The following is a 26212-nucleotide window of genomic DNA, read 5'->3' as shown; positions in this document are numbered from 1 at the left end:
TGATGAGAAATATGATTGAACCACTCCAAGCGTGGTGGACTTCAATAAGTCAAAGGGAGCAGCGATTAGTCGTCGGGTGCTCAATTTTATTGGTGGTAGGTGTGGTTTATTGGGGGCTAATACAGCCACTCAGTCAGCGAGCTGAACTCGCGCAAAGCCGTATTCAGAGCGAGAAGCAACTGCTGGCTTGGGTCACCAATAAAGCCAATGAAGTGGTTGAACTACGAGGCAGTGGCGGCATCAGTGCCAGTCAGCCTTTGAACCAATCCGTACCTGCTTCTATGCGTCGCTTTAAGATTGAGTTGATTCGCGTACAGCCACGTGGCGAGATGCTGCAAGTATGGGTTAAACCTGTACCCTTTAATCAGTTCGTAGATTGGCTAACATACCTGAAAGAAAAGCAGGGTGTTGAGGTTGAGTTCATGGACATTGATCGTTCTGATAGCCCCGGGGTTATTGACGTCAACCGACTACAGTTTAAACGAGGTTAATGTGAAACGCGGTTTATCTTTTAAGTATGGCCTGCTCTTCAGTAGCATTTTTATCGTCTTCTTCTCGGTCAGCTTGTTGCTGCACTTACCCGCTTCTTTTGCTCTCAAGCAGGCGCCGGTTGTGCGTGGCTTGAACATTGAAGGTGTTGAAGGGACAGTTTGGCAAGGTCGCGCCAACAATATTGTATGGCAGCGTGTCAATTACGGCTCAGTACAGTGGGATTTCCAGTTCTCTAAACTGTTCCAAGCCAAAGCTGAGCTAGCGGTCCGTTTTGGTCGTAATAGCGACATGAACTTATCAGGAAAAGGGCGAGTTGGATACAGCATGAGTGGCGCGTATGCGGAAAACTTAGTGGCATCAATGCCTGCAGCTAATGTGATCAAGTATGCGCCAGCGATTCCAGTTCCCGTTTCGATTGGTGGACAAGTAGAGCTGACGATCAAACATGCGATTCATACTCAGCCTTGGTGTCAATTGGGCGAAGGTACGCTTGCTTGGTCTGGTGCAGCAGTTGACTCTCCGGTGGGTTCGTTAGACCTAGGTCCAGTGATTGCCGACATTACCTGTGAAGACAATACTATTGCCGCCAAAGGTACTCAGAAGAGTGACCAAGTGGAGAGCGAGTTCTCTGCGAGTGTTACGCCTAATCAAAGCTATACCTCAGCGGCATGGTTTAAACCGGGCGCAGAATTCCCGCCAGCCATGCAGAGTCAGCTTAAGTGGCTAGGCAACCCAGATAGCCAAGGTAAGTACCAGTTTAGCTACCAAGGGCGTTTTTAACCTAGTATCGATTTCTGAGCTAGTATCTGTTGGTTATCCGCTAGTTATCCGAGAGCAAGATATAAAAAATGGGCACCTCACTGAGGTGCCCATTTTATTTGAATATCAGATTGTTATGAGACTAAGTGGTTTTAGTCTTTACCCTGTAAGATCTCCGCCCAAGGTAAGTCCGCATCACCAAGCACAATGAAATTCGGGTTCTCAAGCGTCTCTCTTTTGTTGTAAGAGAGCGGTTCTAGTTGTGTACTCAAGATACGACCGCCAGCTTCCTCAACAATGCACTGGGTTGCTGCGGTATCCCACTCGCCAGTAGGTCCAAGGCGTAAGTAACAATCCACAGCGCCTTCCGCGACTAAACAGGCTTTCAATGCGGCAGAGCCAAGAGGCACCAAATCATAGTTCCAAGCCGAGCTCATGCGACTCGTGATGCGGTTGATATCTTGGCGGCGACTGATCGCCATCGCGATAGATTGATTTGGCAGCTCATGACGATGTGTTTTGATTTTAACGCTGTCATTAAGGTCTGGGATCTTCCAAGCCCCTTTGCCACTGTAAGCGTAATAGCTCACACCAGAAACAGGCGCATACACCACACCCATTACCGGTTTGTTATGCTCAATTAGGGCGATAATTGTTGCGAAATCACCACTTCTTGCGATGAACTCTTGTGTTCCATCAAGTGGGTCAACCAACCAGTAGCGATCCCATTGAGAGCGTTGCTCTAGGCTGATGTCGGCATCTTCTTCGGATAATACGGGAATATCAGGCGTCAATTCACTGAGTTTTTTTAATATCAGCTTATGTGCGGCTAGGTCAGCACTGGTGACTGGCGTGTCGTCACTCTTGGTGAACTCTTCGTAATCCTTTTTTTCATAGATTTCTAAGATGAGCTGTCCAGCCGATCGAGCAATCTCAATGACGGGAGGTAGGAGGTGAGACAAATCTTTTGTTATTGGCATAAATATTCTCTTACTCTTCGAGCGAGCTTGAATGTTCTAATTATTGTTTAATACACGAAGGGCTAATAGTAGGGCGGTAATACTGCGAGCCTCACAGAAGTCGAGATGCGTTAATAGCTCTTCGGCTTGGGCCAGCGGCCAGCGCACAATGTCCAGTGGTTCAGGTTCATCACCTTCTAACTTCTCTGGATAGAGATCTTCAGCGATAAATAGCGTCATTTTGCTGGAGAAGTAAGAGGGGGCGAGAATCACTTCCTTTAGTGGAGTAAGCTTGTTGGCACCAAAGCCAATCTCTTCTTTGAGTTCACGAACCGCGGCTTCATTAGGCTGCTCACCTGGATCAACCAATCCTTTCGGAAAGCCGAGCTCATAACGTTCAGTACCCGCTGCGTATTCACGCACTAATAGAATATCGCCTTGTTCAGTAATCGGAACCATCATTACTGCATTGCGCCCGCTTGGCTTCATGCGTTCGTAAGTGCGCTCTTCACCGTTTGAAAAGCGTAAGTCGAGAGACTCGATAGAGAATAGTTTTGATTGAGCGACAGTTTGCTGAGCCAAAATTTCTGGCTTGGTCCTTTTTGTCATTGCGCTCGCTCCTTAGCTCATTGGAATTCTTTCTTATAAAGTCATTCTAATATAGGGGAAATGACGTTGAGTTCCTAGATCCGAGTTTTCATATCCGAGAATTATTGAAGCAGGAACCGATTGCGATCACTTGAATACCTTACTGCAAATGGTAACGCCGCCTTCATTATTGTGATTGCACGGGATATATACGGATAGAGGGTGTTTTTGCCGTTTTTAAAACAAAAAAGGTTGATGTTTGCGCATCAACCTTTTAATCATTGAATCATACTAATTGAGTGATTAGTAGTAAGAGTGCTCACCGCGATCGTGCTCAGTGGCATCGCGAACTGCAGTCAGTTCACCTTCGAATTGTTGAAGAAGTTCTTTCTCGATGCCTTCTTTTAGCGTTACATCAACCATAGAACAACCGTTACAGCCACCGCCGAATGCAACGATAGCAGCGCCATCTTCAGTGATTTCTACCAAGCTAACGTGACCGCCATGACCAGCAAGTTGTGGGTTAACTTGTGTTTGAATTGCGTATTCAACACGTTCTAGAAGCGGCGCATCGTCTGATACTTTACGCATCTTAGCGTTGGGTGCTTTAAGTGTTAGTTGAGAGCCCATTTTATCTGTCACGAAGTCGATTTCAGCTTCGTCTAGAAATGGCAGGCTTAGCTCATCTACGTACGCAGAGAAAGCTTCGAACTTAAGCTCTGTGTCAGATGCCTCAATCGCATCTGTTGGGCAGTAAGAAACACCACACTCAGCGTTTTGTGTACCTGGATTTACCACGAACACACGAATGTTTGTACCTTCAGGCTGCTGTGACAGCAGATTGGCAAAGTGAGTTTGAGCTGTTTCTGTAATAGTAATATTTGACACGACGAATACCTGAGTAGATTTGTAGGTTATTAGCGCCATTCTACTCCTGTCAGATTTGTAATTCAGCCCTTTTTTGTTGGATTGCTGTACAAGTAGTGATTCACAGCTTTTATCCAGAGGGCTCAGGAGTGCGGCAGATGCAGTAAATATCAATCCTTTTCACCCCTACTTCAAGTAGTAATTGGCATAATTGATACACAGTACTGCCTGTGGTTACAACATCATCAATTATCGCGACGTGCGAATAATCTGTCGCTGAAAAGTTTAAATTTTTCAGAACGAAAGCGCCTTTCAGGTTACTTTTTCTTGCCGACTTGGTGAGCCCTTGTTGGGAAATCGTTGAACGAGTTCGTCTAAATAAAACGGCATTTCTGATGTTGAGCTCGTGAGCGGTGTAATGCGCCAATAACTGACTCTGATTAAAACCACGATGAAGGTACCTTTGCCAATGCAGTGGGACACTCGTCAGCAACGATGCGGGTTCTTCAATGCGTGAGGCTAATAGTTTCGACAAGTCGCGAGCAAACCAGAACTTGTCGGCGTACTTCATTTGTTGAATATAACCAGCGGTTGGAAAGGTGTAATCGCCAACACAATAGAGGCGATGCCAAGGTGGTGGCTTTGATAAACACTCACCACATTGCTCAACGGTGGTGACAGTTTTTAAGCCACATCGTTGGCAGCGAGGTACTGGCTCAAAGAGTTTGAGACAAGAATTGCACCATCGAGGATGTGTATCGCTCGGGTATTTATCTAGCTTGCACAGGTGGCATTGAGGTGTGACCAGACGTGGTGTGTGTTTTTGTAGCCAATCGGATAACATAGCTCGCGATGCTTTTGGGTTGTGGTGTTCCTTTGTTCACCATACTGAAAAGCGGAGTTTATCGCTGATGGAAAAAGTAGGGAATATTGAGAATGAGTGACGCGTTGTATTGGCATGTTTCAGGGCAAGGTCCCGATTTGGTATTGGTTCATGGTTGGGGAATGAACGGTGCGGTATGGCAGCAAACCGTTAATGCATTAGAGGCCTACTTCCGAGTGCACGTTGTCGATTTACCTGGTTACGGACACAGTTCTCACTGCCACGCTCAAGATCTTGAAGAGATAGCTCAGCAACTGTTGGTCGAAGCGCCAAAGCAGGCGATTTGGGTCGGTTGGTCACTCGGTGGCTTAGTCGCGACGCACATGGCGATCCATCATTCAGATTATGTGAGTAAACTGGTGACGGTTGCGAGTTCGCCGAAATTTGCTGCCGCAAAAGAACCAGTATTATGGCGAGGTATTCAGCCCAACGTATTAACCGCTTTCACCGAACAGCTGGTGGAAGATTTCCAAACCACCATCGAACGCTTTATGGCATTGCAAGCCATGGGTAGCCCTTCAGCAAGGCAAGATGTAAAACTGCTCAAGCAAGCGGTGTTGTCTCGCCCGCTGCCCAATCCTGATTCGTTATTGGCTGGTTTAAAGATGCTGTCAGATGTTGACCTACGTGAACAGCTACCGGAGATCTCAGTGCCTATGCTGCGTCTGTATGGTCGATTAGATGGATTGGTGCCAATCAAGGTCGCCAAAGATTTGGGTACAGCCTTGCCTCATACTGAGCAGTACATCTTCACGCAGTCTTCGCATGCCCCGTTTATGACCGAAGCGGATGCCTTTTGCAGTGAGCTGGTCAGCTTCGCACAAAAATAATTGCTAAATTTATAGTTACCTTGGTCGATATATAATCTAACTGTTGCATGGTGCTCAGACCTAACTCTCTCCTGAGCTGATTGCGATGAGTTGGGCTATGCCTGTTGTGCGTTCTCGGCACAACAGTGTTATGGCAATAACGATGGGCGATTCTTGAGGAGAGTTCGCGATGATTGTGTCACCTGCAACTGCAGTGAGTGTGCCACTGATCGCTCCATCCGTTAATGTGCAAACAGAGCAAGTTGCGCGTGATAATAGAGTTCGAGAACCTGTCGCTCCTGCCGTAGCATTGGCGAAAACCAATGCAGAGCGAAAGGTAAAATCGGACGATAAGCGAAGGCAGCAGTCGGCTTGGGATCCTTCAGACCATCCTGGTTATGAAATGGAGAACGAGTCAGAGGCCAATTCGATTAGCCAAGAAGAGCCACAAGATCCTTTTGAGAGGTTATTCAGCTTATTGGCACTGAGAACATACAGTGCTGATCAAGGAAAGGGCTATACCATGCGTTTTCGCCTGCCAAAGCATGTTTTAGATGCGGCGATTCAAGAGGGACAGATGGAGAAACGACGTAAGGTCATAAAATATCATTATGGTCATGCTGTTGCGCCTCATGCTCCATCAGAGATGCTGGTTGTGTTGTAAGTCGAAAACTTATGACCCTGCCAAACTTCGATGTCTTTTTTGAACATATAATAAAAACCTGCATACCCTAAGGGATGCAGGTTTTTTGTTTTAGGCGAATCAGCTTTTCGATGAGCTAACGGATTACTTTTTCGCTTTTGCAAAAGCAGCAGCGAACGCACCACCCATCGCAGCGTTTTGTTGCGGCTCTTCGCGACGGCGTTGTCCGCCTTGTGAATTTTGGTTCGGGCGGTTTTGCGTGCGAGGCGCGCTTGAGCGCTGTGCACGGTTGTCTTGTCCAGGCTCATCTTTCATGCGCATGCTTAGCGCAATACGTTTACGTTGAACATCAACTTCCATTACCTTCACTTTCACGATGTCACCGGCTTTTACCACTTCACGCGGATCAGAAACAAAACGATCGGTCAGTGCTGAAATGTGCACCAAGCCGTCTTGGTGTACGCCAATATCCACGAAGGCACCAAAGTTTGCCACGTTTGACACCACACCTTCTAAGATCATGCCAGGTTCTAAGTCAGACATGCTATTCACGCCATCAGCGAAGGTCGCAGTCTTGAACTCAGGACGAGGATCTCGACCCGGTTTATCCAGCTCTTTAATAATGTCGGTTACTGTGGGTACACCAAAGCTTTCGTTGGTGTAATCAATCGCGTGTAAACCACGTAAGAAGTCGGTGTTACCTACCAGAGATTTGATGTCTTTGTGGTTTTTCTCGGCGATGGCTTTCACCAATGGGTAAGCTTCTGGGTGAACCGATGATGCATCTAACGGGTTCTTACCATCCATAATACGTAGGAAGCCAGCACACTGTTCAAAGGCTTTTGGCCCTAAACGAGCAACTTTTTTCAGCGTAGTACGCGCTTCAAAGCGACCATTTTCATCGCGGTAATCTACGATGTTCTGAGCGATGGTGTTAGAAAGACCAGCAACACGAGTTAGAAGCGCAGCAGAAGCGGTATTCACATCAACACCAACCGCGTTTACACAGTCTTCGACAATCGCATCTAGGCGCTTAGCAAGCATGGTTTGGCTAACGTCGTGTTGGTATTGGCCCACACCGATCGATTTAGGGTCAATCTTCACCAGTTCCGCCAGTGGATCTTGCAGACGACGAGCGATAGACACTGCACCACGGATCGATACGTCCATGTCCGGGAACTCTTTTGCTGCTAACTCAGACGCGGAATACACCGATGCACCTGCTTCGCTAACAATAATTTTTTGCGCTTTTAGGTTGCCGCGCTTAATCACCACGGCCACAAAGCTATCGGTTTCGCGTGAAGCCGTACCGTTACCAATCGCAATTAAATCAACATTGTATTTACGAACCATCTGCTCAACAACGTGTGCTGACTTGTCGTATTGCTTTTGTGGTGGGTGAGGGTAAATAGTCTCTGTCGCCAGAACTTTACCGGTTGAATCCACCACCGCGATTTTTGAACCAGTACGTAAACCTGGATCCAAGCCCAAGGTTGCACGAGGTCCAGCCGGCGCTGCCATCAGCAGGTCTTTAAGGTTAGTTGCGAACACTTCAATCGCTTCGATCTCTGCACGCTCTTTCATCGCACCCATCAATTCGGTTTCCATGTGCATAGAAACCTTGATGCGCCATGCCCAGCTAATCACTTGCTTACGCCATGCATCCGCAGGTGCGCTGCTTAGAGTAATGCCATAGTGATCAGAGATGATGTTCTCGCAGTAAGAACCACGTACACCTTCTTCTTGCTCAGGATCTGCATTCATCGCCAGTGTTAGGAAGCCTTCATTACGGCCACGTAGCATGGCAAGTGCACGGTGAGACGGTACTTTGCTCAGAGCTTCGTTATGCTCGAAGTAGTCTTTGAACTTCTCACCTTCGTTCTCTTTACCAGTCACAACACGAGAGCAAAGCTCTGCATTGCGGTTTAGGTGTTGGCGAATCTTCTCAAGCAGGTTTGCGTCTTCTGCAATGCGCTCCATGATGATCGCACGTGCGCCATCGAGTGCTGCTTTGGTGTCGGCAATGCCTTTGTCGTTGCTGATGAAGTTGGCTGCTTCGGTTTCAGGATCGTGCTGTGGTTCATTCCATAGCGTATCGGCAAGAGGCTCTAGGCCCGCTTCAATTGCGATCTGACCTTTGGTGCGGCGCTTTGGTTTGTAAGGCAGGTATAAATCTTCTAGGCGAGTCTTGCTGTCAGCCTGAGTGATATCACGCTCGAGTTCTGGCGTGAGTTTACCTTGGTCTTGAATCGACTTAAGAATCGTTTGGCGACGATCATCAAGTTCGCGAAGGTAAGAAAGGCGACTATCAAGGTTACGTAGTTGGGTATCGTCTAAGCCACCCGTGACCTCTTTACGGTAGCGGGCAATAAAGGGAACGGTGTTACCGTCGTCAATTAGGTTTACTGCGGCAGTGACTTGCTCAGAACGGACATTCAGTTCTTCAGCGATCAGTCGACAGATAGCTTGGCTCATCCGATGAATCTCTTATTTAATATCGTGATAAATACATGGGGGTGAGCGTACGCTTTTTCTAGCTTTGGCTGTGTAATTATCCTGTCAGAAGTCGAATTGCCGTTTGTGATATCTGCTTTGTGCGAGATCTCTTACAAGTGATGTGCGACTAAGTCACTTTAAACCGATGAAATCGTCTTAAAACAAACCTAAGGTGCTGATTTTATTGTGTTGAGTGTTTGTGGGCGTATTTCCTACCTGAAATGTTTTTTGGGACTATCTAGGAAACTCGCTCAATTACCGTAATATTTAACTTGTCGACAGGGAGTTGGCAGGAACAGGAAAAAGCCTAATGGACTAGGTATCTTCAGGATGAAGATTTGATTACTTAGGATGAGTGGTCAGCAAGGAAGTGATAATCTCTGGATGAGATTCGCCAGTCAGGATGACAGGCTAGAATGGACACCGCTAGGATGGCGATGAACAAAAAGGAAATTGGTTAAAGGATTTAGCCACTATCAAGGAAAGATGCAGGGAGCACCTTATCTCGAAGAGATAAACAGTAGCCGGATTGCTGCGATAGAGACTTAACCCCGCTAGGCGAAAGCCTTGCGGGGTTTTCTTTTATCTGGAGTTTGGGTTTGCTGAACACTCAGCTCATCACTAAGTGTTTATTAAGTTTGGTTATTCGTTGTCTGCGTAGCGAATTGAGTTAATGAACCACTCTTTGTCGCCTTCCGGTGTTTTTACCGTAAACTCATCATCCACTTCTTTCTTCAGCAGAGCTCTAGCCATTGGTGAGTCGATAGAGATATAGCCTTTAGCATCGCCATAGATCTCTTCAGGCCCGACAATGCGAAACTTCTTAATTTCCCCCTCATCATTCTCAATTTCGACCCAAGCACCGAAAAATACCTTACCTTCTTGTTGCGGCGAGTAATCAACGATCGTGACATCAGGAAGGAACTTTCTTAAGAAACGCACTCGGCGATCAATCTGACGAAGCAAACGCTTATTGAAGGTGTAATCGGCGTTTTCTGAACGATCTCCAAGGCTTGCAGCCCATGTGACTATCTTGGTGATCTCTGGACGCTTCTCGTGCCATAGGTGATCATGTTCTGCTTTGAGCTTGTTATAGCCTTCTCGGGTGATAAGTTTGGTTTTCAATGTAGTAGACTCTCAATCATTTTAACTCTCCTAACAATGAGAAACTGTACGTGATCTGACGTTTTGTTCCAATCGTTTCTCAACCAAATAATGGACACTAGGTAACCTTACTAATTATAAGATTAAAATCATTTATAACAGTACCTTAAAGATATATTTTGAAGATTTTTAGTCTATCTTTATTTGATGGGTCACCTATTTTTAGTTTGTGTTTTAAGTGAGCATCATTGTCACTGAGGGAGAGATTTATATGAAATGGGTAGTTATGACACTGATAACGTTACTTATTGGTGGGTGTTGGAAGCATGAATCAACAGGTATGACGGTTCAGACCAAGTCACCTAAAGTTAAAATTGCTGTCTCTTTAACGCCATTAACCACACCTTTATTTGTGGCAAAAAATCAGAAATTTTTTGCCAATAATAATATCGATGTCGAACTTGTACCCTGTAAGGGAGGGGTTAATTGCGCTAACTTACTTCAGAATGGCATAGTGAGTTATGCAACTACTTCCAATACTGTTGCTTTATTTAATCAGTATGAGCATAACAATGTATCGGTACTGGCGAGCTTTGTAACCTCAAGCAATGATCTTAAATTACGGACTCTTGAACCGCTCAATATAACGAGTATGTCTGATTTGTCCGGAAAAAAAGTGGGCATTGTCAAATCCAGTGCTAGTGAGCTGTATTTTGACTTACTTTTAATTTCCAATGGGTTGCAAGCTCTCAATGTTCAAAGAGTGTTTCTGGACATTGAAGAGATGGTCCCGGCCTTACTTTCTTATCAAGTTGACGCGATTTCTGTGTGGGAACCTTATGGTTATAAATCTTCGGTGCTGTCGGCTACTCAGGTTAAAGATTTGGGGTTAAAGGGTATCTATCAGTTGTCTTTTAACTTAATAACCCATTCACATCGAACGGAGAAGAATGAACAAGAGGAGGCAATTTTATATTCTATTTATCAGGCCATTCAATGGATTGATCAAAACCCGAATGAAAGCATTGCTCTGATTTCAAAGGAGCTAAATGTTTTTCCTCGAGAGGTAGAATGGGCATGGGAAGATTATATCTTTGAATTAACTAACGATTACACCTTGCTCTCTAACCTTCGACTTCAGGCTAGATGGGCTTCTGAGCGCTCAATAGATGAAGTAGAGCCCTTGGACGTCCGATTGTTGGTGGATAACACGGCATATACGTCTCTTCAAGACAAAGGAAGGGTTAAATGATTCGTTCTTTGACATTTAAAATGTACGCCCTATTTAGCGTTAGTGTCGTGATGGCCTTTGCGACAGCATGGTCGCTTAATGATCTTTACCATCACCATGTCGCTACGACAAAATATCAAAAAAGCATAATTGATTTGCAACGAGATACCAACGCCCTGCAGGGACTGTTGTGGCTTTACCTAGAGTACAGAGACGATAAAAGTTTCCAGAACTTAGCTGCCCAGCAGGTTCGAATTACTCAAGGGCTAGAGCATTCGCAACTCCCCGCGTCTAAAGTAAAAAAAGTTAAATCACTAATAAGCCAACTTGCAGAATTAATGGCGCAGGACAAGAGGTTTCAGGCTCTTGCTAAACAAATCTATTTCGAAGAAAGATACCTTGTTCAAAGAAGTTCTCTGCTTAATACTCGGTATAACATGTTCATTCAGAACATTCATGAGCATTTAGCGAGTCAGCAAAAAAGCGAATTATTGCAAGCCAACAAAAGAATTGAAGATACAATGATAGAGTTGATCTTCTTGTGTTCTTTATTTTCTGTTGCAATAAGCACAGTATCTTATTGTTTATTGAGGTCTTTTAAGGCGGGCTCTACGGCTCTATCCCACGGTATTTTACATATTCAATCTCGAAATTTTGCACACCGTATTGAATGCAACGCTCTGGCGTCTGAGTTTAGTTCGTTAGGTTGTGCATTTAACACGATGAGCAAAGAGCTAGAGCAAAATGTCGTGACAAAATCGGCTCTGGAAACAGAAGTAAACAGACAAACATTGGAACTTCAGCGTCAAAAAATGGAGTTAGAGTACTTATCAGAGCATGATTCACTGACAGGGGCGATGAACCGCCGCTCTCTTGAGACTGGCCTAGAAACAGCGATTTCTAAATCTAAAAGAACTGGACTTTTTATTGCTGTATTGTTTATTGATCTAGATAAATTCAAAGAGATTAATGATATTTATGGGCATCATGTTGGGGATTTGGTTTTAGTCGCGGTAACGGAGAGGTTACGTGAGAATACTCGAAGCTCCGATCTTGTGAGTCGATATGGTGGCGATGAATTTGTCGTGTGTTTAGATTTACTGAATGATAAAGAGGCGGCGAAAAATAAGGCGATGCAGTTAATCGATGCTATACAGCAAAGTATCTTCATTAATGGCGCTAAGCATCATGTTGGTGCAAGCATCGGAATTTCCTGCTTTCCAGATCATGGTTGTACCCACGCAGAATTGATTCATGCAGCAGATAAAGCAATGTACGTTGCAAAAACGCTAGGGCAGAGTTCATTTGTTGTGGCTGATGTGCCGAACTTAGCCAGTAAAAGCATAAAAAAGACCGTTTGCATCAAGGGTGAAGCCGTTCTAGATCACCGTACTTCGAATTAGAATATATAGAAAGGCAACATACGTTAACAATTATTTAGGCGACTTTTTCTCCAATAATGTTACATTTTTAATGCCTTATACAATTTACCAAGAATGCTTAACTTTAGGTTTGAGCTTTAATAGGTGGAACCATTACATGCAAGAAAACTACAAAATTTTAGTGGTCGATGACGATGCTCGTTTACGTGCTTTGTTAGAGCGCTATCTGTCAGAGCAAGGCTTTCAAGTGCGTAGCGTGGCAAACAGTGAGCAGATGGACCGCCTGTTAACCCGTGAAAACTTTCACTTGATGGTATTGGACTTAATGTTGCCGGGCGAAGATGGTCTTTCGATCTGTCGTCGTCTAAGAAACGCAAACAACTCGCTACCTATCCTGATGCTGACGGCAAAGGGTGACGAAGTGGATCGTATTGTGGGTTTGGAAGTGGGTGCCGATGATTACCTACCGAAACCATTTAACCCACGTGAATTGCTGGCTCGCATTAAAGCGGTATTGCGTCGCCAAGTGATTGAAGCACCGGGTGCACCGAGCACAGAAGAGTCTGTGGTTGAGTTTGGTGAGTTCCGCCTGAACCTAGGTACGCGTGAAATGTTCCGCGGTGAAGAGCCGATGCCTCTTACTTCAGGCGAATTTGCAGTACTTAAGTCGCTAGTGACTAACGCGCGTGAGCCAATGTCTCGCGATAAGCTGATGAACATGGCTCGTGGTCGTGAGTATTCAGCAATGGAACGTTCTATCGATGTTCAGATTTCACGTCTGCGTCGTCTAGTGGAAGAAGATCCAAGCAAACCTCGCTACATCCAAACGGTGTGGGGCTTGGGTTATGTGTTCGTTCCAGATGGCAAAGCTGTGTAGTCCAGCTTTATAAGCTCTATAACTGCTTTACCGATTCTGTGAATCTTACGGGTCATCTCATTAATATGCGATGGCCCGTTTTGTATTCAGCACAATGGTTTAGGGTTATAGTCATATAACATCTTCTTTATCTTTCTACATCTTGGGTACCCTATGCGCATACGTAGCTCCTTTACTCAGTCGATAGTGCTTTTCTTAACGCTATTGGTTGCTAGCCAAATTTTTTCTTATTACGCAGTGTTTAACTATGCATTGATGCCGAGTTTGCAGCAGTTTAATAAGATTCTGGCGCATGAGTTAAACCTAGTATTAGACCAAGGCAGTGATATCGAGATTGATGCGCCATTGCGTCAGCGTGTACTTGAACAACTCGGGGTAACCGTTCACGCGAAAAACAGTGAAGCGGCGGGTGAGTATTACCACGCGGTTGCGATTGACTTGATGAGCGAGGAGATGACCAAAGAGCTAGGCTCTGAAACCGAAGTACGATTGATTCTAGGTAAAGAGAGCTATGTGTTGTGGATGGACATTGCGCAGCTGCCCAACTCTCTGATTCGTATTCCTCTTTCTGAGTTGCAAGAAGAAGATTTTGCACCACTATTTCGTAACAGTCTGATCATGGCGTTGTTGATTGTCGTAGGTGGTTGGTTGTTTATCCGCTTACAAAACCGGCCGTTGATAGCGCTAGAGAAAGCCGCGCAAGGTGTCGGGCGCGGCGATATTCCACCGCCATTGCCGGTTCAAGGTGCGCAAGAAATTCGCTCAGTAACACGAGCTTTCAATCAAATGTCGAAAGGCATTCAAGAATTGGAAGAAGACCGCGCTTTGTTGATGGCAGGAATCAGTCATGATTTGCGTACTCCGTTAACGCGTATTCGCTTGGCGACAGAGATGATGTCGCCAGAAGACAGCTATTTGGCGGAAGGCATCATCAGTGATACCGAAGAGTGTAACGAGATCATCAGTCAGTTCATGGATTACCTAAAGCCTGTTGACAGAGACTCATTCCAAGCGGTGTTTGTCGATGATATTGCGCGAGAAGTCTCTAGCTCTGAAGGTGGCTATGAGGTCCAGATTGAAACCGATATTCCAGAAACCATGAAACCTGCGTTGGGCAACCCGATCGCAATGAAGCGTGCAGTGAGTAACTTGGTGGTGAACGCGCTGCGCTATGGTAATGGCTGGGTCAAGGTATCGACCGGCATGACGGCGGATAACAAGTTAGCTTGGGTAACGGTAGAAGATAATGGTCCGGGTATTCCACAAGACCAGATCGGTAAATTGTTTGAACCCTTCACACGTGGTGACACGGCTCGAGGCAGCGAAGGTACGGGCTTGGGCTTGGCAATTGTGAAACGTATTGTTAGCCAGCATCAAGGTGCGGTAGTGGTCAATAACCGCAGTGAAGGTGGCTTAAAAGCGCAGATCAGTTTCCCTGTGAAACCTTAGGCTTGGGCTATACGCACTAAAAAGGCTTCCTTGAGGAAGCCTTTTTACGTTTTAAGCGGAAATATAATGGCTAATTATGCCTTAGAATAGACATCGCGCTCGCCTAGCCAGCGGTTGATGATCGCCTTGGCGTTATCTGGGTAGCTATCGTGAATATGACGCGCAATACGCTGCACTTCAGGGATCAAACGTTGGTCTCGTACCAGGTCAGCAATCTTAAAGTCTGCCAAGCCCGTCTGCTTAGTGCCAAGCAGCTCACCGGGCCCTCGAATTTCTAAATCTCGCTGTGCAATGACAAAGCCATCGTTACTTTCACGCAGCACACCTAAGCGCTTCTGAGCGGTTTTAGACAGTGGAGAGTGATACAGCAATACACAGTGACTTGCGACCGATCCACGGCCAACACGGCCACGCAGTTGGTGCAGTTGCGCTAGGCCAAGACGCTCTGGGTTCTCGATGATCATTAAGCTCGAATTCGGCACATCCACACCGACTTCAATCACGGTTGTTGCAACTAACAGGTGCAGTTTGTTCTCTTTGAACTCCTGCATTACTGCTTGTTTCTCGGCAGGCTTCATTCGGCCGTGTACCAAGCCAATTTTTACATCAGGCAGTTTGCGTTGCAGCTCTTCTGCTGTGTCTGCGGCGGCTTGCGCTTCTAATACTTCTGATTCATCAATCAGAGTGCACACCCAATAGGCTTGCTTGCCCTCGTTAAGACATGCATTACGCACGCGCTCAACAATGTCATCCCGTTTGGTATCTGGAATTGCTACGGTTTGAATTGGTGTTCGACCCGGTGGTAATTCATCAATGATTGAGGTTTCAAGGTCGGCATAGGCCGTCATCGCTAGCGTTCGAGGGATTGGCGTTGCTGTCATCACCAACTGGTGAGGGTAGTAACCTTGCTTTGCGCCTTTCTCGCGCAGTTCTAGTCGCTGGTGGACACCAAATCGGTGCTGCTCGTCAATGATCACGAGACCAAGTTTTTTGAACTCGACATGCTCTTGGAATAGGGCATGAGTACCCACCACCATCTGCGCTTCGCCACTGGCAATGCGCGCCAGTTCAGTCTCACGAGCCTTACCTTTGAGTTTACCTGCAAGCCAACCGACTTGAATGCCCATCGCTTCAAACCAGTTGGCGAAATTGATCGCGTGCTGTTCGGCTAACAGTTCAGTTGGGGCCATCAAGGCGACTTGTTGACCATGTTCTAACGCTCGAACCGCCGCCAATGCAGCAACCAAGGTTTTACCTGAACCTACATCGCCTTGCACTAAGCGCATCATAGGGTGAGGCTTTTCCAAATCAGCTTCGATCTCTTTGGTCACTCGAGCTTGAGCATTGGTCGGTGAAAACGGCAGCTGAGCCAGTAGCTTATCTTTAAGCGTATTCACTGGAGGAAATGGCATTGCTTTGTCTTGCTGTCCTTTGCTACGAACCGACAGCATCGATAAGTTCTGAGCTAGTAGCTCTTCCATAATCAGACGTAGCTGCGCAGGGTGTTTACCTTCATCAAACAGCTCTAGGTCAATGCCCGGAGGTGGCCTGTGAATGGTATGCAGTGCTTGTGCGAGGGTAATTTGGTGATCGTATAAACCTGATGGTAGCAGCTCATTCACCGCGGCTTTGTCGATCAGTTCTAATGCTTGGTCGGTGAGGTTACGCAGCGTGATTTGTCTTAGCCCCTCCGTGGTTGGATACACTGGAGTCAGATTGGCTTCAACATCTGGCTGTTGCCTAGGCGCAAAGAATTTGTAGTCGGGATGGACAATCTCCAGCCCCATGTTACCGCGCTTGATCTCACCGTAGGCATGCACTTGTTTGCCTTCAGCAAAGTTGTTCTTCATACCTGCGGTGAAGTTGAAAAAGCGTAGGGTAATAGTGCCGTTACCATCGCTGATCTTTACCGCCAACATCTTACGTTTACCGAAAATGGTATCGACATGCATGACCTTGCCTTGCACTGCAGCCCATAAGCCCGCGTGCAGTTTTACGATAGGGTAGATACGTGTTCTATCTTCATAGCGCAAAGGGAGGTGAAAAAGCAGATCTTGTACGTTGTTAAGCCCAACCTTTTCCAGTTTCTCTGCGACTTTAGCGCCGACTCCAGATAAAGAGTTGAGAGGGATAGCAGATAAAAGCTGTGACATAACAAGGCTCATAAACGTAAGAGAGATGATCTATTCAAGCATTTTACTGGATTTTTGTACAGGCAGGAATGGGAGGGAGCGCGGTAAATACTAGGATTACGGTTATAAAAATCCCCTTAAGCGATAAAGCATTAAGGGGATTTAAATTCTTGGCAAAACTATTATCAAGTTTAAACGTTAGTTCTTACGACGTCTTACTTTCAGCGCGTGTGGCATCACACGTAGCTTTTTCATAATACTTGCAAGGTGAACGCGATCTTTGGTGGTCAGCAAGATAGTCACTGTGTACAGGCGTCCATCACGTTCTTCAGTTGAAATACCGTGAATGTTAGAGCCTGTTTTTGAGATAACGTTAGTTAACTCAGCCAGTGCACCTTGGTGGTTCTGCAGATCAACCTGAAGTTCAGCAGTGAACTCTTGGTCGTAATCGTCAGACCATTCAACCGCCATGTATTTGTCTGGTTCTTTCTGGTAACCACGAACGTTTGGACACGTTTCACGGTGAACCACAAGGCCACGACCTGGCGATACATGGGCAATGATGTGATCATCTGGAATTGGGTGACAACAGTTAGCGAACGTCAGTAGTAGACCCTCAGCACCACGGATAGGCAATTTCTTTCTTGGTGTGTCGCTGTTGTTTTCCACTTCAGTCAGTTCGTCAGCATCACCCAGTAGACGGCGAGCAATAACGATACTCATCAGCTCACCAAGACCAATCGATGCCAGTAAGTCTTCAACATTGTCTAGGCGAAGATCAGACAATACGTGGTCGATATTCTCTTGGCCGATATCAGCAATAGATCGCTCACCAAGTGCGTGATTAAGTAAACGACGACCTAGCGTAATCGACTCTTCGCGGCGCATCGTTTTTAGAACCTGACGGATCTTAGTACGCGCACGTGATGTCACCACGTAGTTGAGCCATGCTGCATTTGGACGTGCGCCCGGAGCACTGATGATCTCAATCGTTTGACCGTTCTTCAGCGATTTGCTGAGTGGGTAAGGGTTCATGTCTACACGAGCACCTACACACATGTTGCCGACATCGGTATGCACCGCGTAAGCAAAATCGACCGCTGTTGCGCCAGCAGGAAGTTCGACAATGCGACCCTTCGGCGTGAACACGAAGATCTCATCTGGGAACAGATCAGACTTAACGTTTTCAATGAATTCGAATGAGTTACCCGCGCTTTGTTGCAGCTCAAGTAAGCTCTGCATCCAACGTTGTGCTTTAACCTGTGCGGTTGTGCCATTACTGCTGCGTGAGCCATTGCCTTTGTAAGACCAGTGTGCCGCGACACCTTTGTCTGCCATTTGATCCATATCTTCAGTACGGATCTGAACTTCAACTGGCACCCCGTGAGGGCCGATCATTGATGTGTGCAGAGATTGGTAGCCGTTGGCTTTTGGTACCGCGATGTAATCTTTCATGCGGCCAGGACGAGGCTTGTACAGGCTGTGAGCCTGACCAAGAACGCGATAGCAAGTATCTGGGGTATCAACCACTACGCGGAAAGCGTAGATGTCCATAATGGTGTGGAAGCGCTGCTCTTTGGTTTTCATCTTGTTGTAGATGGAGAACAGGTTCTTTTCACGACCAAGTACGCGAGCAGGCAAACCGACTTCTTCAAGGCGGCCTTCGATTTCGCTATGGATACGTTGGATCATTTCCTTACGGTTACCACGCGCAGCTTTCACTACGTTTTTCAGTACGCGATAACGGTTAGGGTAGAGGGCTTCGAAGCCCAGCTCTTCTAGTTCGGTCTTGATGTTATGAATACCAAGACGGTGAGCTAGCGGAGAATAGATCTCTAGGGTTTCACGAGCAATACGACGCTTTTTGTCAGGACGAAGTGCCCCAAGCGTGCGCATGTTGTGAGTACGGTCAGCTAATTTGATCAAGATAACGCGGATGTCTTGCACCATGGCGAGAACCATCTTACGGAAGTTCTCTGCTTGCGCTTCTTTGCGATCACGAAATTTAAGCTTATCCAGCTTAGATACACCATCAACCAATTCAGCAACGGTATTGCCAAATTTTTCCTCTAGATCTTCTTTCGTGACATCACAGTCTTCAATCACATCATGAAGTAGAGCAGCTTGTAGGGTTTCGATATCCAGATGCATTTCTGCCAGGATTCTTGAAACCGCTACAGGGTGGATAATGTATGGTTCACCGCTTGAGCGGGTTTGCCCTTCATGGGCGTCTCTCGCTACCACATAAGATTGACGCAGAGCCTCAATTTGAGGCTCTGTTAGGTATTCTTGGGCAACGTCTTTGAGGCTATCGAATAGATACAAATTAAAGGCCCGGAAGGTTAATTAGTTCGAATGACGTTGATTCTATCAGCGAATATGAGCTAACGAGTGTGAGTGATGCTGCTTACTGCTGCAAGTTCAGCCGCTTCTTGCTCTTGTTGCTCTTGACGTTCACGAGCATCTAGTACGTCTTTAGTGATAAGACTTTCTTCGATTTCGCGCAGAGCGATAACCGTTGGCTTATCGTTTTCTTCAGGCACTAGTGAATCTTTACCGCCAGTTTGCATTTGACGTGCGCGGCGAGCCGCAATAAGAACTAGGTCGAAACGGTTGCCAACTTTTTCAACAGCGTCTTGAACAGTTACGCGTGCCATGAGGACTCCAAATAGTAATTAACTAATAAATTTTTAATGACGAGAAAGTATACAAGTTTAACTAGATACTTACTAGCTTACCGTATACTTATCTCAGTGGAAAATCCAGTTATAGATTATTCCGCCAGTAGTGCTGTAAGCATGCCGCTGTATTTTGCTGCTTGCTTATCTTGTTTTAAACGTTCCGCACGAATGATAGCTCTGAAGTCCATTAGGGCTGCATCAAAGTCATCATTCACGATCACATAATCGTATTCTGCATAGTGAGAAATTTCTGATTTTGCTTCGCTCATGCGTTTCGCAATAACGTCGTTGCTGTCTTGACCGCGAACATTCAAACGACGCTCAAGTTCACCATTTGATGGTGGAAGAATGAAAACACTCTTCGCTTGAGGCATTTGTTTACGGATCTGACGAGCGCCTTGCCAGTCGATATCTAAAAATACATCGATACCGCGGTCTAGGTTTTCTTCAATCCAAACGCGTGAAGTACCGTAGTAGTTGCCGAATACTTCAGCGTACTCTAGGAACTCACCTTTATTAATAAGGTCTTCAAAATGATGTTTTTCTACAAAGTGGTAGTGAACACCATTTTCCTCACCAGGGCGCATACCGCGAGTGGTGTGTGAAACAGATACCTTCATTGCGTAGGTTGGATTGGTTTCTAGCATTGCTGAGATCAAGCTCGACTTACCTGCGCCACTAGGTGCAGATACGATGTAAAGAGTACCTTTGCCCATCTGTATATTTCCACTGTTGGTTGGATTAAGTGCAGGCGATAAACCGACACTATAAAAGATAGCACTGACCTTAATTGTTGTACCGATGGTTGCATCTATAAAGGAATAGCGAGTGAAACCAATAGAGGCAACTGGTGAAAATTAGGTCAGAAAAATGGAGGCGAAGAGTAGCATATTTAGATGATTGAGAACAACTGGCTTGATCGTTATTTATTAGTGAATGATCCTTTGACTGAGTTTGGTATAAATGTAATGACCCTCGACGCTCATTTTTTTATGTGATCTAGGCAAAAAATGTTGATGTTTTAATCTCAATCCTTACAATCCGCGCAAACGATTAAATGCTGTATATATCTAGTGATATGGACTAGATGTTTCTACTACCGAGCCTATCTTGGTGACTACAGTTTTTAGTGTAGAGACCTCTCTATTCTCACAGCATTTGAATCACCAAATTCTTAATTTATTGCAAAGGTTTTGTTGTGAGTACCGATTCCACCCTGAAAGCCCAGAACACCTCTGGCTCGCTTGATTCGATGTTTAAAATCACTGAAAGAAAAACCACGATTGGCACTGAACTGTACGCGGGTTTTATTACTTTCTTGGCGATGAGCTACATTCTTGCGGTTAACCCGGCCATTTTGGGGGGGATCCCAGGTATGGACAAAGGGGCGGTATTTACTGCAACGGCATTGGCTGCGGCTATCGCAACGCTCATCATGGGCATTTGGGGCAATTACCCAGTCATGCTTGCACCGGGTATGAGCATGAACGGCTTCTTCAAAGGTTTGCTATTAAGTGGTTCAGTTGCCGTGCTTTGGAATGAGGCGCTGTTCGGCATTTTCCTGTCTGGTATCTTGTACCTCGCGTTTTCGTTAACCAATATTCGTAAGTCGATGATTGAGTCGATTCCTGAAGATTTGAAGTTGGCGATTACGGTTTCTCTCGGTTTGTTCATTGCTTTCTTAGGCCTTAAGAATGCTGGCATCATCGTTTCTAACCCATTCGTCTTGGTTGGCTTAGGTGACATTTCCGATCCAAAAGTGATCATCGCTTACGTGAGTATCTTTATTGCACTTGGCTGTATGGTTCGTGATATTAAGTTGGCGACCTTTATCTCGTTTGTTTCGGCTATCGTGTTGACCATTCTTGTTGACGTGTTTATGGGTACATCAAACGCGCCAATCCCAGAGCAGTTAGTTGCGATGCCACCGAGCATGGCGGGCAGCTTCGGTGCTATTTTTGATTTCTCTGCTTTCACACCTGAGAAAATGTTCGACCTACTGTTCATCGTACTTATCTTCTTGATTGTCGATTTCTTTGATGGCTTGAGCACGATTGTTGGTGTTGGCCGCGATGCGGGGATCATCGATAAAGACGGCAAGGTGCCAAACGCTAAATCGGCGTTAGTAGCGGATGCGGGTGGTACAGTAATAGGTTCTATTCTTGGTACGACATCGATTACCGCGTTCTCTGAGTCTGGTATCGCTTCTTCTCAAGGTGCGAAGACGGGTTTAGCGGCAGTGATGGTTGCTGGCTTGTTCCTTATCTCGCTATTCCTCTACCCAATCTTCTCTATCTTTTCGGCAGCTATGGTTGCGCCTGCGATGGTAGTAGTCGGCATCTACATGGTAGGTCGTCTTGGTCAAATCAACTGGGAAAAGAAAGAGTCACGCATTGCAGCCTTCTTCACCATCATGTTCACAGTACTCAGCTTCTCACCAGCGAATGGTATGGCGATGGGCTTTATCAGCTACGCATTTACTATGGTTGTAGCGGGCAAGCGCAAAGAAGTGCACCCACTTATCTACGGACTGTGTGTGGTGTTCTTAACTTACCTGATTCTGCTATAAGGCAGCTCGGTAGGTAGCGTTTGTTAAGAACAGGCGTTAAGTAAAAGACCAATAAATGGCTCTGCATTGAATGTAGGCCATTTTTGTATCTGCCGTCTCTAGACGTGTAGCTGGTGGCGTTATCCTAAAGTCGATGCTTTGAGAGTACGCGACTTATATTGATGCATGCTATTGTAGAGGTTGGATTAATTATTTTTGAAGAGTGACTATGTCTTCTCACTTACCTAAGTCTTTTAGTAAGCCTTTCCTTAAGGTTTTCCACATTCTTGAAGCCGTTCTATTAGTGGCGATCACACTGGCGACACTGTTTGCCATGATGGAAGAGTTCATGCATGTCTTTGCTGAACGTCGAGTACAACTGACCGACATTCTGCTGATGTTTATCTACTTAGAAGTGCTAGCCATGGTTCAGCAGTTCGTGATGAACGGTAAGATCCCCGTGCGATATCCTATCTATATCGCGATGATGGCGATAGCACGTTACATCACCTTAGGTATGAAAGAGTTGGATGCGGTACTGATTGTTTGGTTATCTTTAGCGGCATTTATCTTAGCTGCAGCAACTCTGTTGATTCGAGTTGGTCACCATTACTGGCCATATGTCGATCTAAGAACTAAGCAGCCGGACGAGTAAATTTTTTGAGATCAAAGTTTTACAAATCAAGCCCGGCGACCTAGCTGGGCTTGAATTAAAGCCAACCGAACAAAAAAACATCAACTATTTTCAAATAAAGCTTTACAACCGGGCCTAGATCACCAAGAATGGCCTCGCTCTGTTTTCAGAGTTATTAAATGAAACATCCAGTTGTAAAGTAAAACCCTTAGTATTGCTTCATTGTTATTCTCAGTGTTTCCCTTAGCTTCATAGATACATTAAATAATTCAAGCTTTCAGCGCATCGCACTTTTTGGCGATTAATTTTTTATTTTTATATAAGGGACACATCATGTCTAACAAAACAAACGGCGTAGTAAAATGGTTTAACGAAGAGAAAGGTTTCGGTTTCCTAACTCAAGACAACGGCGGCGCTGACGTATTCGTTCACTTCCGTGCTATCGCTTCTGAAGGTTTCAAAACTCTTAAAGAAGGCCAACAAGTGTCTTTCGAAGTAGAGCAAGGCCAAAAAGGTCTTCAAGCTGCAAACGTTGTAGCTCTATAAGATTTTAAGTCGGCGCAGGTTGCATTAGCAACTTGCGTCACTTTCTCCCTTACATCTTTCCCCTCTAGTTCCACCTGTAATACCCCCCTCAAAATATTCTAAAATCTTTTGTTACATCCGTTTCTCTATCTTATCTATATCTATCTCTATCTCTTGCTCCAAACAAATCTCCTACGTAATAATCTGCTCACTTAGTCATCCTGATTGTCATTACTGTATCCATAAAAAAAGCCCCTAAAATTAGGAGCTTATCTTGATCTAATTAACACTGTTAGTTAATCAACACTGATTCAGCTAATGGCTATTCACAGCGTATTACTGACAAACTGTTATTCAATGTTTTGAATTTGCTCACGCATCTGTTCGATAAGAACCTTAAGCTCTACGCCCGATGCTGTGATGTCTGTGCTGATAGACTTAGATGCTAGCGTGTTTGATTCACGGTTGAACTCTTGCATCATAAAGTCTAGCTTACGGCCACAAGCGCCACCTTTCTTCAATACTGCATTCGCTTCTTTCACGTGAGAGTCTAGACGGTCTAGCTCTTCGGCTACGTCTGACTTCTGAGCCAGTAGGATAAGCTCTTGCTCAACGCGAGAACCTTCAAGTTCAATTTTCGCATCTTCAAACTTGGTAAGAAGACGTTCACGTTGCCACTCTAGGATTTCAGGCATGCGTGCGCGAACTTTCACTACTTCTTCAGTGATCGCATCTAAGCGCTGTACGATTAGCGCCTTCATATTTTCACCTTCACGAGCACGAGCATCAATGAATTCTGCAATCGCATCGTTGAATGCGTCTAGCAGGTCTTTGTTGATGGCATCCATGTCTTGCTCTGGCGTTTCCATCACACCAGGCCAGTTCATCACTTGGAATGGGTTCAAACGGCTCTCTTCGCCTGTCATGGTCATTACTTGGTTAGCCGCATTAATTACTTGCTGTGCCAAACCTTCGTTGATGCTTAGCTCACCTTTAGCGGCTGGGTTTGCTTCGAAGCGTAGGTTACATTCAACCTTGCCGCGCGCTAGACGCTTACGAAAACGCTCACGTAGGATTGGCTCTAAACCACGGAACTGTTCAGGCATACGGAAGTAAGTTTCTAGGTAGCGTTGGTTTACACTACGGATTTCCCATACTGCGCTGCCCCAATCGCCTTTTACTTCTTTGCGTGCGTACGCGGTCATACTATAAATCATCGAATTTTCCTGTCTTTTATCATTCTGAAAATAACGCGCACGCATAGTATCACGATACGAGTTGCACCCGAAGTCGATTGATTTTCACTATAAATAGCCTTTCATGATAAATAGCTTTGAACGGCAAATAGATTTGAAAGATAAACTGCTATATAATCTTGCCCCAATCAAAACTGTCTCACCCCTTTCTTAGGTGATGCACTCTTTCGATAGTAAATCACTTCAGACTGTTAATAAGGTAGATACCAATGCGTCCAAATGACCGCGCTGTAGATCAAATTCGTCCAATTAAAATTACTCGTAACTACACAGCTTATGCTGAGGGTTCTGTATTAGTTGAGTTCGGCAACACTAAAGTTCTATGTAATGCGACGGTAGAAGAAAACGTACCGCGTTGGTTAAAAGGCCAAGGGAAGGGTTGGGTAACCGCTGAATATGGCATGTTGCCACGTGCAACGCACACTCGTAACCGTCGTGAAGCGGCGAGCGGTAAGCAAGGCGGTCGTACGATGGAAATCCAACGTCTGATCGCGCGTAGCCTACGTGCTGTTGTTGACCTGAAAGTAATGGGTGAAATCATGATCACTGTCGATTGTGATGTTATCCAAGCAGACGGCGGTACACGCACTGCTTCTATCTCAGGTGCAAGCGTAGCAATGGCTGATGCTATCAACAGCCTACTAGCAAGCGGCAAACTGAAAAAGAACCCAATGAAAGGCCACGTAGCGGCAGTTTCAGTGGGTATCGTTGGTGCACAAGCACTGTGTGACCTTGAGTACGTTGAAGACTCAGCAGCCGATACCGACATGAACGTTGTAATGACGGAAGACGGTAAGATGATTGAGATTCAAGGCACCGCAGAAGGCGAACCGTTCAGCCACGAAGAGCTGATGCAGCTTTTAGCCCTGGCAAATAAGGGCATTGCCGATATCGTCGAAGCGCAGAAGTCGGCGTTAGCAGAATAGTTTTTAGATAGCTCCCACATTGGGGGCTATTTTTTTATTTTCGTCATATATAACTCTACACCTGTGTTAGCTGCAATTTTTCACCCTAATCACATAGGTTCCCTATGCTCATAGGGCTGAAAAACTTTGCTGCTTTGTTGTAGAGCTGTCTATTTAGAAAATACAGCATCGTTAGCTTTCGAAGTGATCGGAAGCTAGGAATTGGAAAGTAAATTAATTTAGAGGATGAGCATGAAAGCATATCAACGTGAATTTATTGAATTTGCACTAGAGAAAGAAGTACTTAAGTTTGGTGAGTTTACTTTAAAGTCTGGCCGTAAGAGCCCTTACTTCTTCAATGCTGGATTGTTTAATACAGGTCGTGACCTAGCGCGTTTAGGTCGCTTCTACGCAGCAGCATTAGCTGATTCAGGTATTGAGTTTGATGTACTATTTGGCCCAGCATACAAAGGTATCCCAATCGCGACGACAACAGCGGTAGCACTGGCCGATCACCACGATGTGGACACGCCTTACTGCTTTAACCGTAAAGAAGCGAAAGACCACGGTGAAGGTGGCAACCTAGTGGGTAGTGCACTTGAAGGTCGTATCATGTTAGTGGACGACGTGATCACTGCAGGCACAGCAATTCGTGAGTCGATGGAAATTATCCAAGCGAACGGTGCTGATCTAGCGGGCGTGCTTGTTGCTATCGACCGTCAAGAGAAAGGCAAAGGCGAGCTATCTGCAATCCAAGAAGTTGAACGCGACTTCGGTTGTGCAATTATCTCTATCGTTAGCCTGACAGACCTTGTGACTTTCCTTGAAGAGAAAGGCACAGATGCAGCACATCTAGACGCAGTAAAAGCGTACCGCGCTCAATACGGAATTTAATTTCTGAAATGTCGAACCTAACGGTTTAGCGTTCTAAGTTTAGAGTCGAAAAATCAAAAAGGCCCGAGAGATATAATTCTTTCGGGCCTTTTACTTTT

At 45.6% G+C, this 26212-nt stretch carries 24 protein-coding genes and 1 riboswitch; of the genes, 13 read left to right on the top strand and 11 right to left on the bottom strand.

Translation table 11 applies throughout. The features are described 5' to 3' along the window. Positions 1 to 2 precede the first annotated feature (2 nt). Both L1D22_RS06690 and L1D22_RS06685 read left to right on the top strand, forming a co-directional pair. Positions 3 to 491 (top strand): type II secretion system protein M, encoded by a 489-nt coding sequence (locus tag L1D22_RS06690; protein WP_017629483.1) that lies wholly within the window; start codon positions 3 to 5, stop codon positions 489 to 491. A gap of 1 nt (position 492) precedes the next feature. Beyond that, a complete protein-coding gene (locus L1D22_RS06685; protein WP_239829144.1) occupies positions 493 to 1272 on the top strand; it encodes a type II secretion system protein N in 780 nt (259 codons plus the stop codon). 131 nt (positions 1273 to 1403) lie between these two features. On the opposite strand, the gene cysQ is transcribed toward L1D22_RS06685, so the two are convergent. From cysQ to L1D22_RS06665, 4 genes are all read right to left on the bottom strand, one after another. Continuing rightward, entirely contained in the window at positions 1404 to 2231 is an 828-nt protein-coding gene (gene cysQ, locus L1D22_RS06680; RefSeq protein ID WP_239829143.1) for a 3'(2'),5'-bisphosphate nucleotidase CysQ, read from the bottom strand. Between the two features lie 36 nt (positions 2232 to 2267). Beyond that, on the bottom strand, positions 2268 to 2819 hold the full coding sequence (gene nudE / locus L1D22_RS06675; RefSeq protein WP_239829142.1) for an ADP compounds hydrolase NudE: 552 nt from the start codon (positions 2817 to 2819) through the stop codon (positions 2268 to 2270). Positions 2820 to 3101: 282 nt separating this feature from the next. After that, the gene (gene nfuA, locus L1D22_RS06670) at positions 3102 to 3686 is read right to left on the bottom strand and encodes a Fe-S biogenesis protein NfuA (RefSeq protein ID WP_026084098.1); all 585 of its coding nucleotides are present in this window, start codon (positions 3684 to 3686) and stop codon (positions 3102 to 3104) included. A 109-nt stretch (positions 3687 to 3795) separates the two neighbouring features. After that, complete coding sequence (locus tag L1D22_RS06665) at positions 3796 to 4509, bottom strand: ComF family protein (protein ID WP_239829141.1); 714 nt, start codon at positions 4507 to 4509, stop codon at positions 3796 to 3798. A 92-nt stretch (positions 4510 to 4601) separates the two neighbouring features. Here L1D22_RS06665 and bioH point away from each other — a divergent pair, with 92 nt between their 5' ends. Next, complete coding sequence (gene bioH, locus L1D22_RS06660) at positions 4602 to 5378, top strand: pimeloyl-ACP methyl ester esterase BioH (RefSeq protein ID WP_239829140.1); 777 nt, start codon at positions 4602 to 4604, stop codon at positions 5376 to 5378. Between the two features lie 169 nt (positions 5379 to 5547). Beyond that, entirely contained in the window at positions 5548 to 6021 is a 474-nt protein-coding gene (locus tag L1D22_RS06655; RefSeq protein ID WP_010433611.1) for a hypothetical protein, read from the top strand. A 123-nt stretch (positions 6022 to 6144) separates the two neighbouring features. Here L1D22_RS06655 and L1D22_RS06650 read toward each other — a convergent pair whose 3' ends face one another. Further along, a complete protein-coding gene (locus L1D22_RS06650; protein ID WP_239829139.1) occupies positions 6145 to 8475 on the bottom strand; it encodes a Tex family protein in 2331 nt (776 codons plus the stop codon). Positions 8476 to 9138: 663 nt separating this feature from the next. Then, a complete protein-coding gene (gene greB, locus L1D22_RS06645) occupies positions 9139 to 9621 on the bottom strand; it encodes a transcription elongation factor GreB (protein ID WP_239829138.1) in 483 nt (160 codons plus the stop codon). A gap of 250 nt (positions 9622 to 9871) precedes the next feature. Between greB and L1D22_RS06640 the strand changes: the two genes are divergently transcribed. The 4 genes from L1D22_RS06640 to envZ all read left to right on the top strand — a co-directional run bounded on the left by L1D22_RS06640 (position 9872) and on the right by envZ (position 14539). Next, positions 9872 to 10852 carry an ABC transporter substrate-binding protein gene (locus L1D22_RS06640; RefSeq protein ID WP_239829137.1) on the top strand — a complete coding sequence of 327 codons (981 nt, stop codon included), beginning with the start codon at positions 9872 to 9874 and terminating at the stop codon, positions 10850 to 10852. Then, positions 10849 to 12234, top strand: a complete 1386-nt coding sequence (locus tag L1D22_RS06635) for a diguanylate cyclase (protein ID WP_239829136.1) — start codon at positions 10849 to 10851, stop codon at positions 12232 to 12234. Before L1D22_RS06640 ends, L1D22_RS06635 begins: the two co-directional genes overlap by 4 nt. Before the next feature lie 136 nt (positions 12235 to 12370). Continuing rightward, positions 12371 to 13090, top strand: a complete 720-nt coding sequence (gene ompR / locus L1D22_RS06630; protein WP_008218409.1) for a two-component system response regulator OmpR — start codon at positions 12371 to 12373, stop codon at positions 13088 to 13090. 153 nt (positions 13091 to 13243) lie between these two features. Continuing rightward, entirely contained in the window at positions 13244 to 14539 is a 1296-nt protein-coding gene (envZ, locus tag L1D22_RS06625; RefSeq protein WP_048661311.1) for a two-component system sensor histidine kinase EnvZ, read from the top strand. A 74-nt stretch (positions 14540 to 14613) separates the two neighbouring features. On the opposite strand, the gene recG is transcribed toward envZ, so the two are convergent. The 4 genes from recG to gmk all read right to left on the bottom strand — a co-directional run bounded on the left by recG (position 14614) and on the right by gmk (position 20068). Next, positions 14614 to 16692 carry an ATP-dependent DNA helicase RecG gene (gene recG / locus L1D22_RS06620; RefSeq protein WP_239829135.1) on the bottom strand — a complete coding sequence of 693 codons (2079 nt, stop codon included), beginning with the start codon at positions 16690 to 16692 and terminating at the stop codon, positions 14614 to 14616. Between the two features lie 177 nt (positions 16693 to 16869). Continuing rightward, the gene (gene spoT, locus L1D22_RS06615) at positions 16870 to 18996 is read right to left on the bottom strand and encodes a bifunctional GTP diphosphokinase/guanosine-3',5'-bis pyrophosphate 3'-pyrophosphohydrolase (protein ID WP_239829134.1); all 2127 of its coding nucleotides are present in this window, start codon (positions 18994 to 18996) and stop codon (positions 16870 to 16872) included. A 59-nt stretch (positions 18997 to 19055) separates the two neighbouring features. Next, positions 19056 to 19328: a DNA-directed RNA polymerase subunit omega gene (gene rpoZ, locus L1D22_RS06610; protein WP_060466930.1), complete on the bottom strand. Its 273-nt coding sequence runs from the start codon at positions 19326 to 19328 to the stop codon at positions 19056 to 19058. Between the two features lie 116 nt (positions 19329 to 19444). After that, positions 19445 to 20068, bottom strand: coding sequence for a guanylate kinase (gmk, locus tag L1D22_RS06605; protein ID WP_060466931.1), 624 nt, complete (start codon positions 20066 to 20068; stop codon positions 19445 to 19447). A gap of 324 nt (positions 20069 to 20392) precedes the next feature. Continuing rightward, a riboswitch (purine riboswitch) is annotated at positions 20393 to 20492 on the top strand. A 58-nt stretch (positions 20493 to 20550) separates the two neighbouring features. Between gmk and L1D22_RS06600 the strand changes: the two genes are divergently transcribed. The 3 genes from L1D22_RS06600 (at position 20551) to L1D22_RS06590 (ending at position 23080) form a co-directional block, all read left to right on the top strand. Then, a complete protein-coding gene (locus L1D22_RS06600; protein WP_239829133.1) occupies positions 20551 to 21921 on the top strand; it encodes an NCS2 family permease in 1371 nt (456 codons plus the stop codon). Positions 21922 to 22129: 208 nt separating this feature from the next. After that, on the top strand, positions 22130 to 22555 hold the full coding sequence (locus L1D22_RS06595; protein ID WP_010433639.1) for a phosphate-starvation-inducible PsiE family protein: 426 nt from the start codon (positions 22130 to 22132) through the stop codon (positions 22553 to 22555). A gap of 312 nt (positions 22556 to 22867) precedes the next feature. Beyond that, complete coding sequence (locus tag L1D22_RS06590) at positions 22868 to 23080, top strand: cold-shock protein (protein ID WP_004735656.1); 213 nt, start codon at positions 22868 to 22870, stop codon at positions 23078 to 23080. 329 nt (positions 23081 to 23409) lie between these two features. Here L1D22_RS06590 and L1D22_RS06585 read toward each other — a convergent pair whose 3' ends face one another. After that, positions 23410 to 24276 carry a YicC/YloC family endoribonuclease gene (locus L1D22_RS06585; protein WP_050644489.1) on the bottom strand — a complete coding sequence of 289 codons (867 nt, stop codon included), beginning with the start codon at positions 24274 to 24276 and terminating at the stop codon, positions 23410 to 23412. 248 nt (positions 24277 to 24524) lie between these two features. Between L1D22_RS06585 and rph the strand changes: the two genes are divergently transcribed. After that, entirely contained in the window at positions 24525 to 25241 is a 717-nt protein-coding gene (rph, locus tag L1D22_RS06580; RefSeq protein ID WP_019826449.1) for a ribonuclease PH, read from the top strand. A 231-nt stretch (positions 25242 to 25472) separates the two neighbouring features. Next, the gene (pyrE, locus tag L1D22_RS06575; protein WP_026084102.1) at positions 25473 to 26114 is read left to right on the top strand and encodes an orotate phosphoribosyltransferase; all 642 of its coding nucleotides are present in this window, start codon (positions 25473 to 25475) and stop codon (positions 26112 to 26114) included. Positions 26115 to 26212: the final 98 nt, after the last annotated feature.

The sequence above is a fragment of the Vibrio sp. Isolate34 genome, assembly GCF_022397915.1.
In the GTDB taxonomy this organism is placed as follows: Bacteria; Pseudomonadota; Gammaproteobacteria; order Enterobacterales; family Vibrionaceae; genus Vibrio.
This window is presented reverse-complemented; position numbering and strand designations above follow the sequence as displayed.

Bases quoted from the DNA above. Each gene is read 5' to 3' on its own strand.
- recG (WP_239829135.1), bottom strand. From the start codon at position 16,692: ATGTCACAGCTTTTATCTGCTATCCCTCTCAACTCTTTATCTGGAGTC.
- nudE (WP_239829142.1), bottom strand. From the start codon at position 2,819: ATGACAAAAAGGACCAAGCCAGAAATTTTGGCTCAGCAAACTGTCGCT.
- L1D22_RS06635 (WP_239829136.1), top strand. From the start codon at position 10,849: ATGATTCGTTCTTTGACATTTAAAATGTACGCCCTATTTAGCGTTAGT.
- rph (WP_019826449.1), top strand. From the start codon at position 24,525: ATGCGTCCAAATGACCGCGCTGTAGATCAAATTCGTCCAATTAAAATT.
- L1D22_RS06640 (WP_239829137.1), top strand. From the start codon at position 9,872: ATGAAATGGGTAGTTATGACACTGATAACGTTACTTATTGGTGGGTGT.
- bioH (WP_239829140.1), top strand. From the start codon at position 4,602: ATGAGTGACGCGTTGTATTGGCATGTTTCAGGGCAAGGTCCCGATTTG.
- L1D22_RS06655 (WP_010433611.1), top strand. From the start codon at position 5,548: ATGATTGTGTCACCTGCAACTGCAGTGAGTGTGCCACTGATCGCTCCA.
- L1D22_RS06585 (WP_050644489.1), bottom strand. From the start codon at position 24,276: ATGATTTATAGTATGACCGCGTACGCACGCAAAGAAGTAAAAGGCGAT.
- L1D22_RS06650 (WP_239829139.1), bottom strand. From the start codon at position 8,475: ATGAGCCAAGCTATCTGTCGACTGATCGCTGAAGAACTGAATGTCCGT.
- rpoZ (WP_060466930.1), bottom strand. From the start codon at position 19,328: ATGGCACGCGTAACTGTTCAAGACGCTGTTGAAAAAGTTGGCAACCGT.
- gmk (WP_060466931.1), bottom strand. From the start codon at position 20,068: ATGGGCAAAGGTACTCTTTACATCGTATCTGCACCTAGTGGCGCAGGT.
- L1D22_RS06590 (WP_004735656.1), top strand. From the start codon at position 22,868: ATGTCTAACAAAACAAACGGCGTAGTAAAATGGTTTAACGAAGAGAAA.
- L1D22_RS06665 (WP_239829141.1), bottom strand. From the start codon at position 4,509: ATGTTATCCGATTGGCTACAAAAACACACACCACGTCTGGTCACACCT.
- ompR (WP_008218409.1), top strand. From the start codon at position 12,371: ATGCAAGAAAACTACAAAATTTTAGTGGTCGATGACGATGCTCGTTTA.
- L1D22_RS06595 (WP_010433639.1), top strand. From the start codon at position 22,130: ATGTCTTCTCACTTACCTAAGTCTTTTAGTAAGCCTTTCCTTAAGGTT.
- L1D22_RS06690 (WP_017629483.1), top strand. From the start codon at position 3: ATGAGAAATATGATTGAACCACTCCAAGCGTGGTGGACTTCAATAAGT.
- cysQ (WP_239829143.1), bottom strand. From the start codon at position 2,231: ATGCCAATAACAAAAGATTTGTCTCACCTCCTACCTCCCGTCATTGAG.
- envZ (WP_048661311.1), top strand. From the start codon at position 13,244: ATGCGCATACGTAGCTCCTTTACTCAGTCGATAGTGCTTTTCTTAACG.
- pyrE (WP_026084102.1), top strand. From the start codon at position 25,473: ATGAAAGCATATCAACGTGAATTTATTGAATTTGCACTAGAGAAAGAA.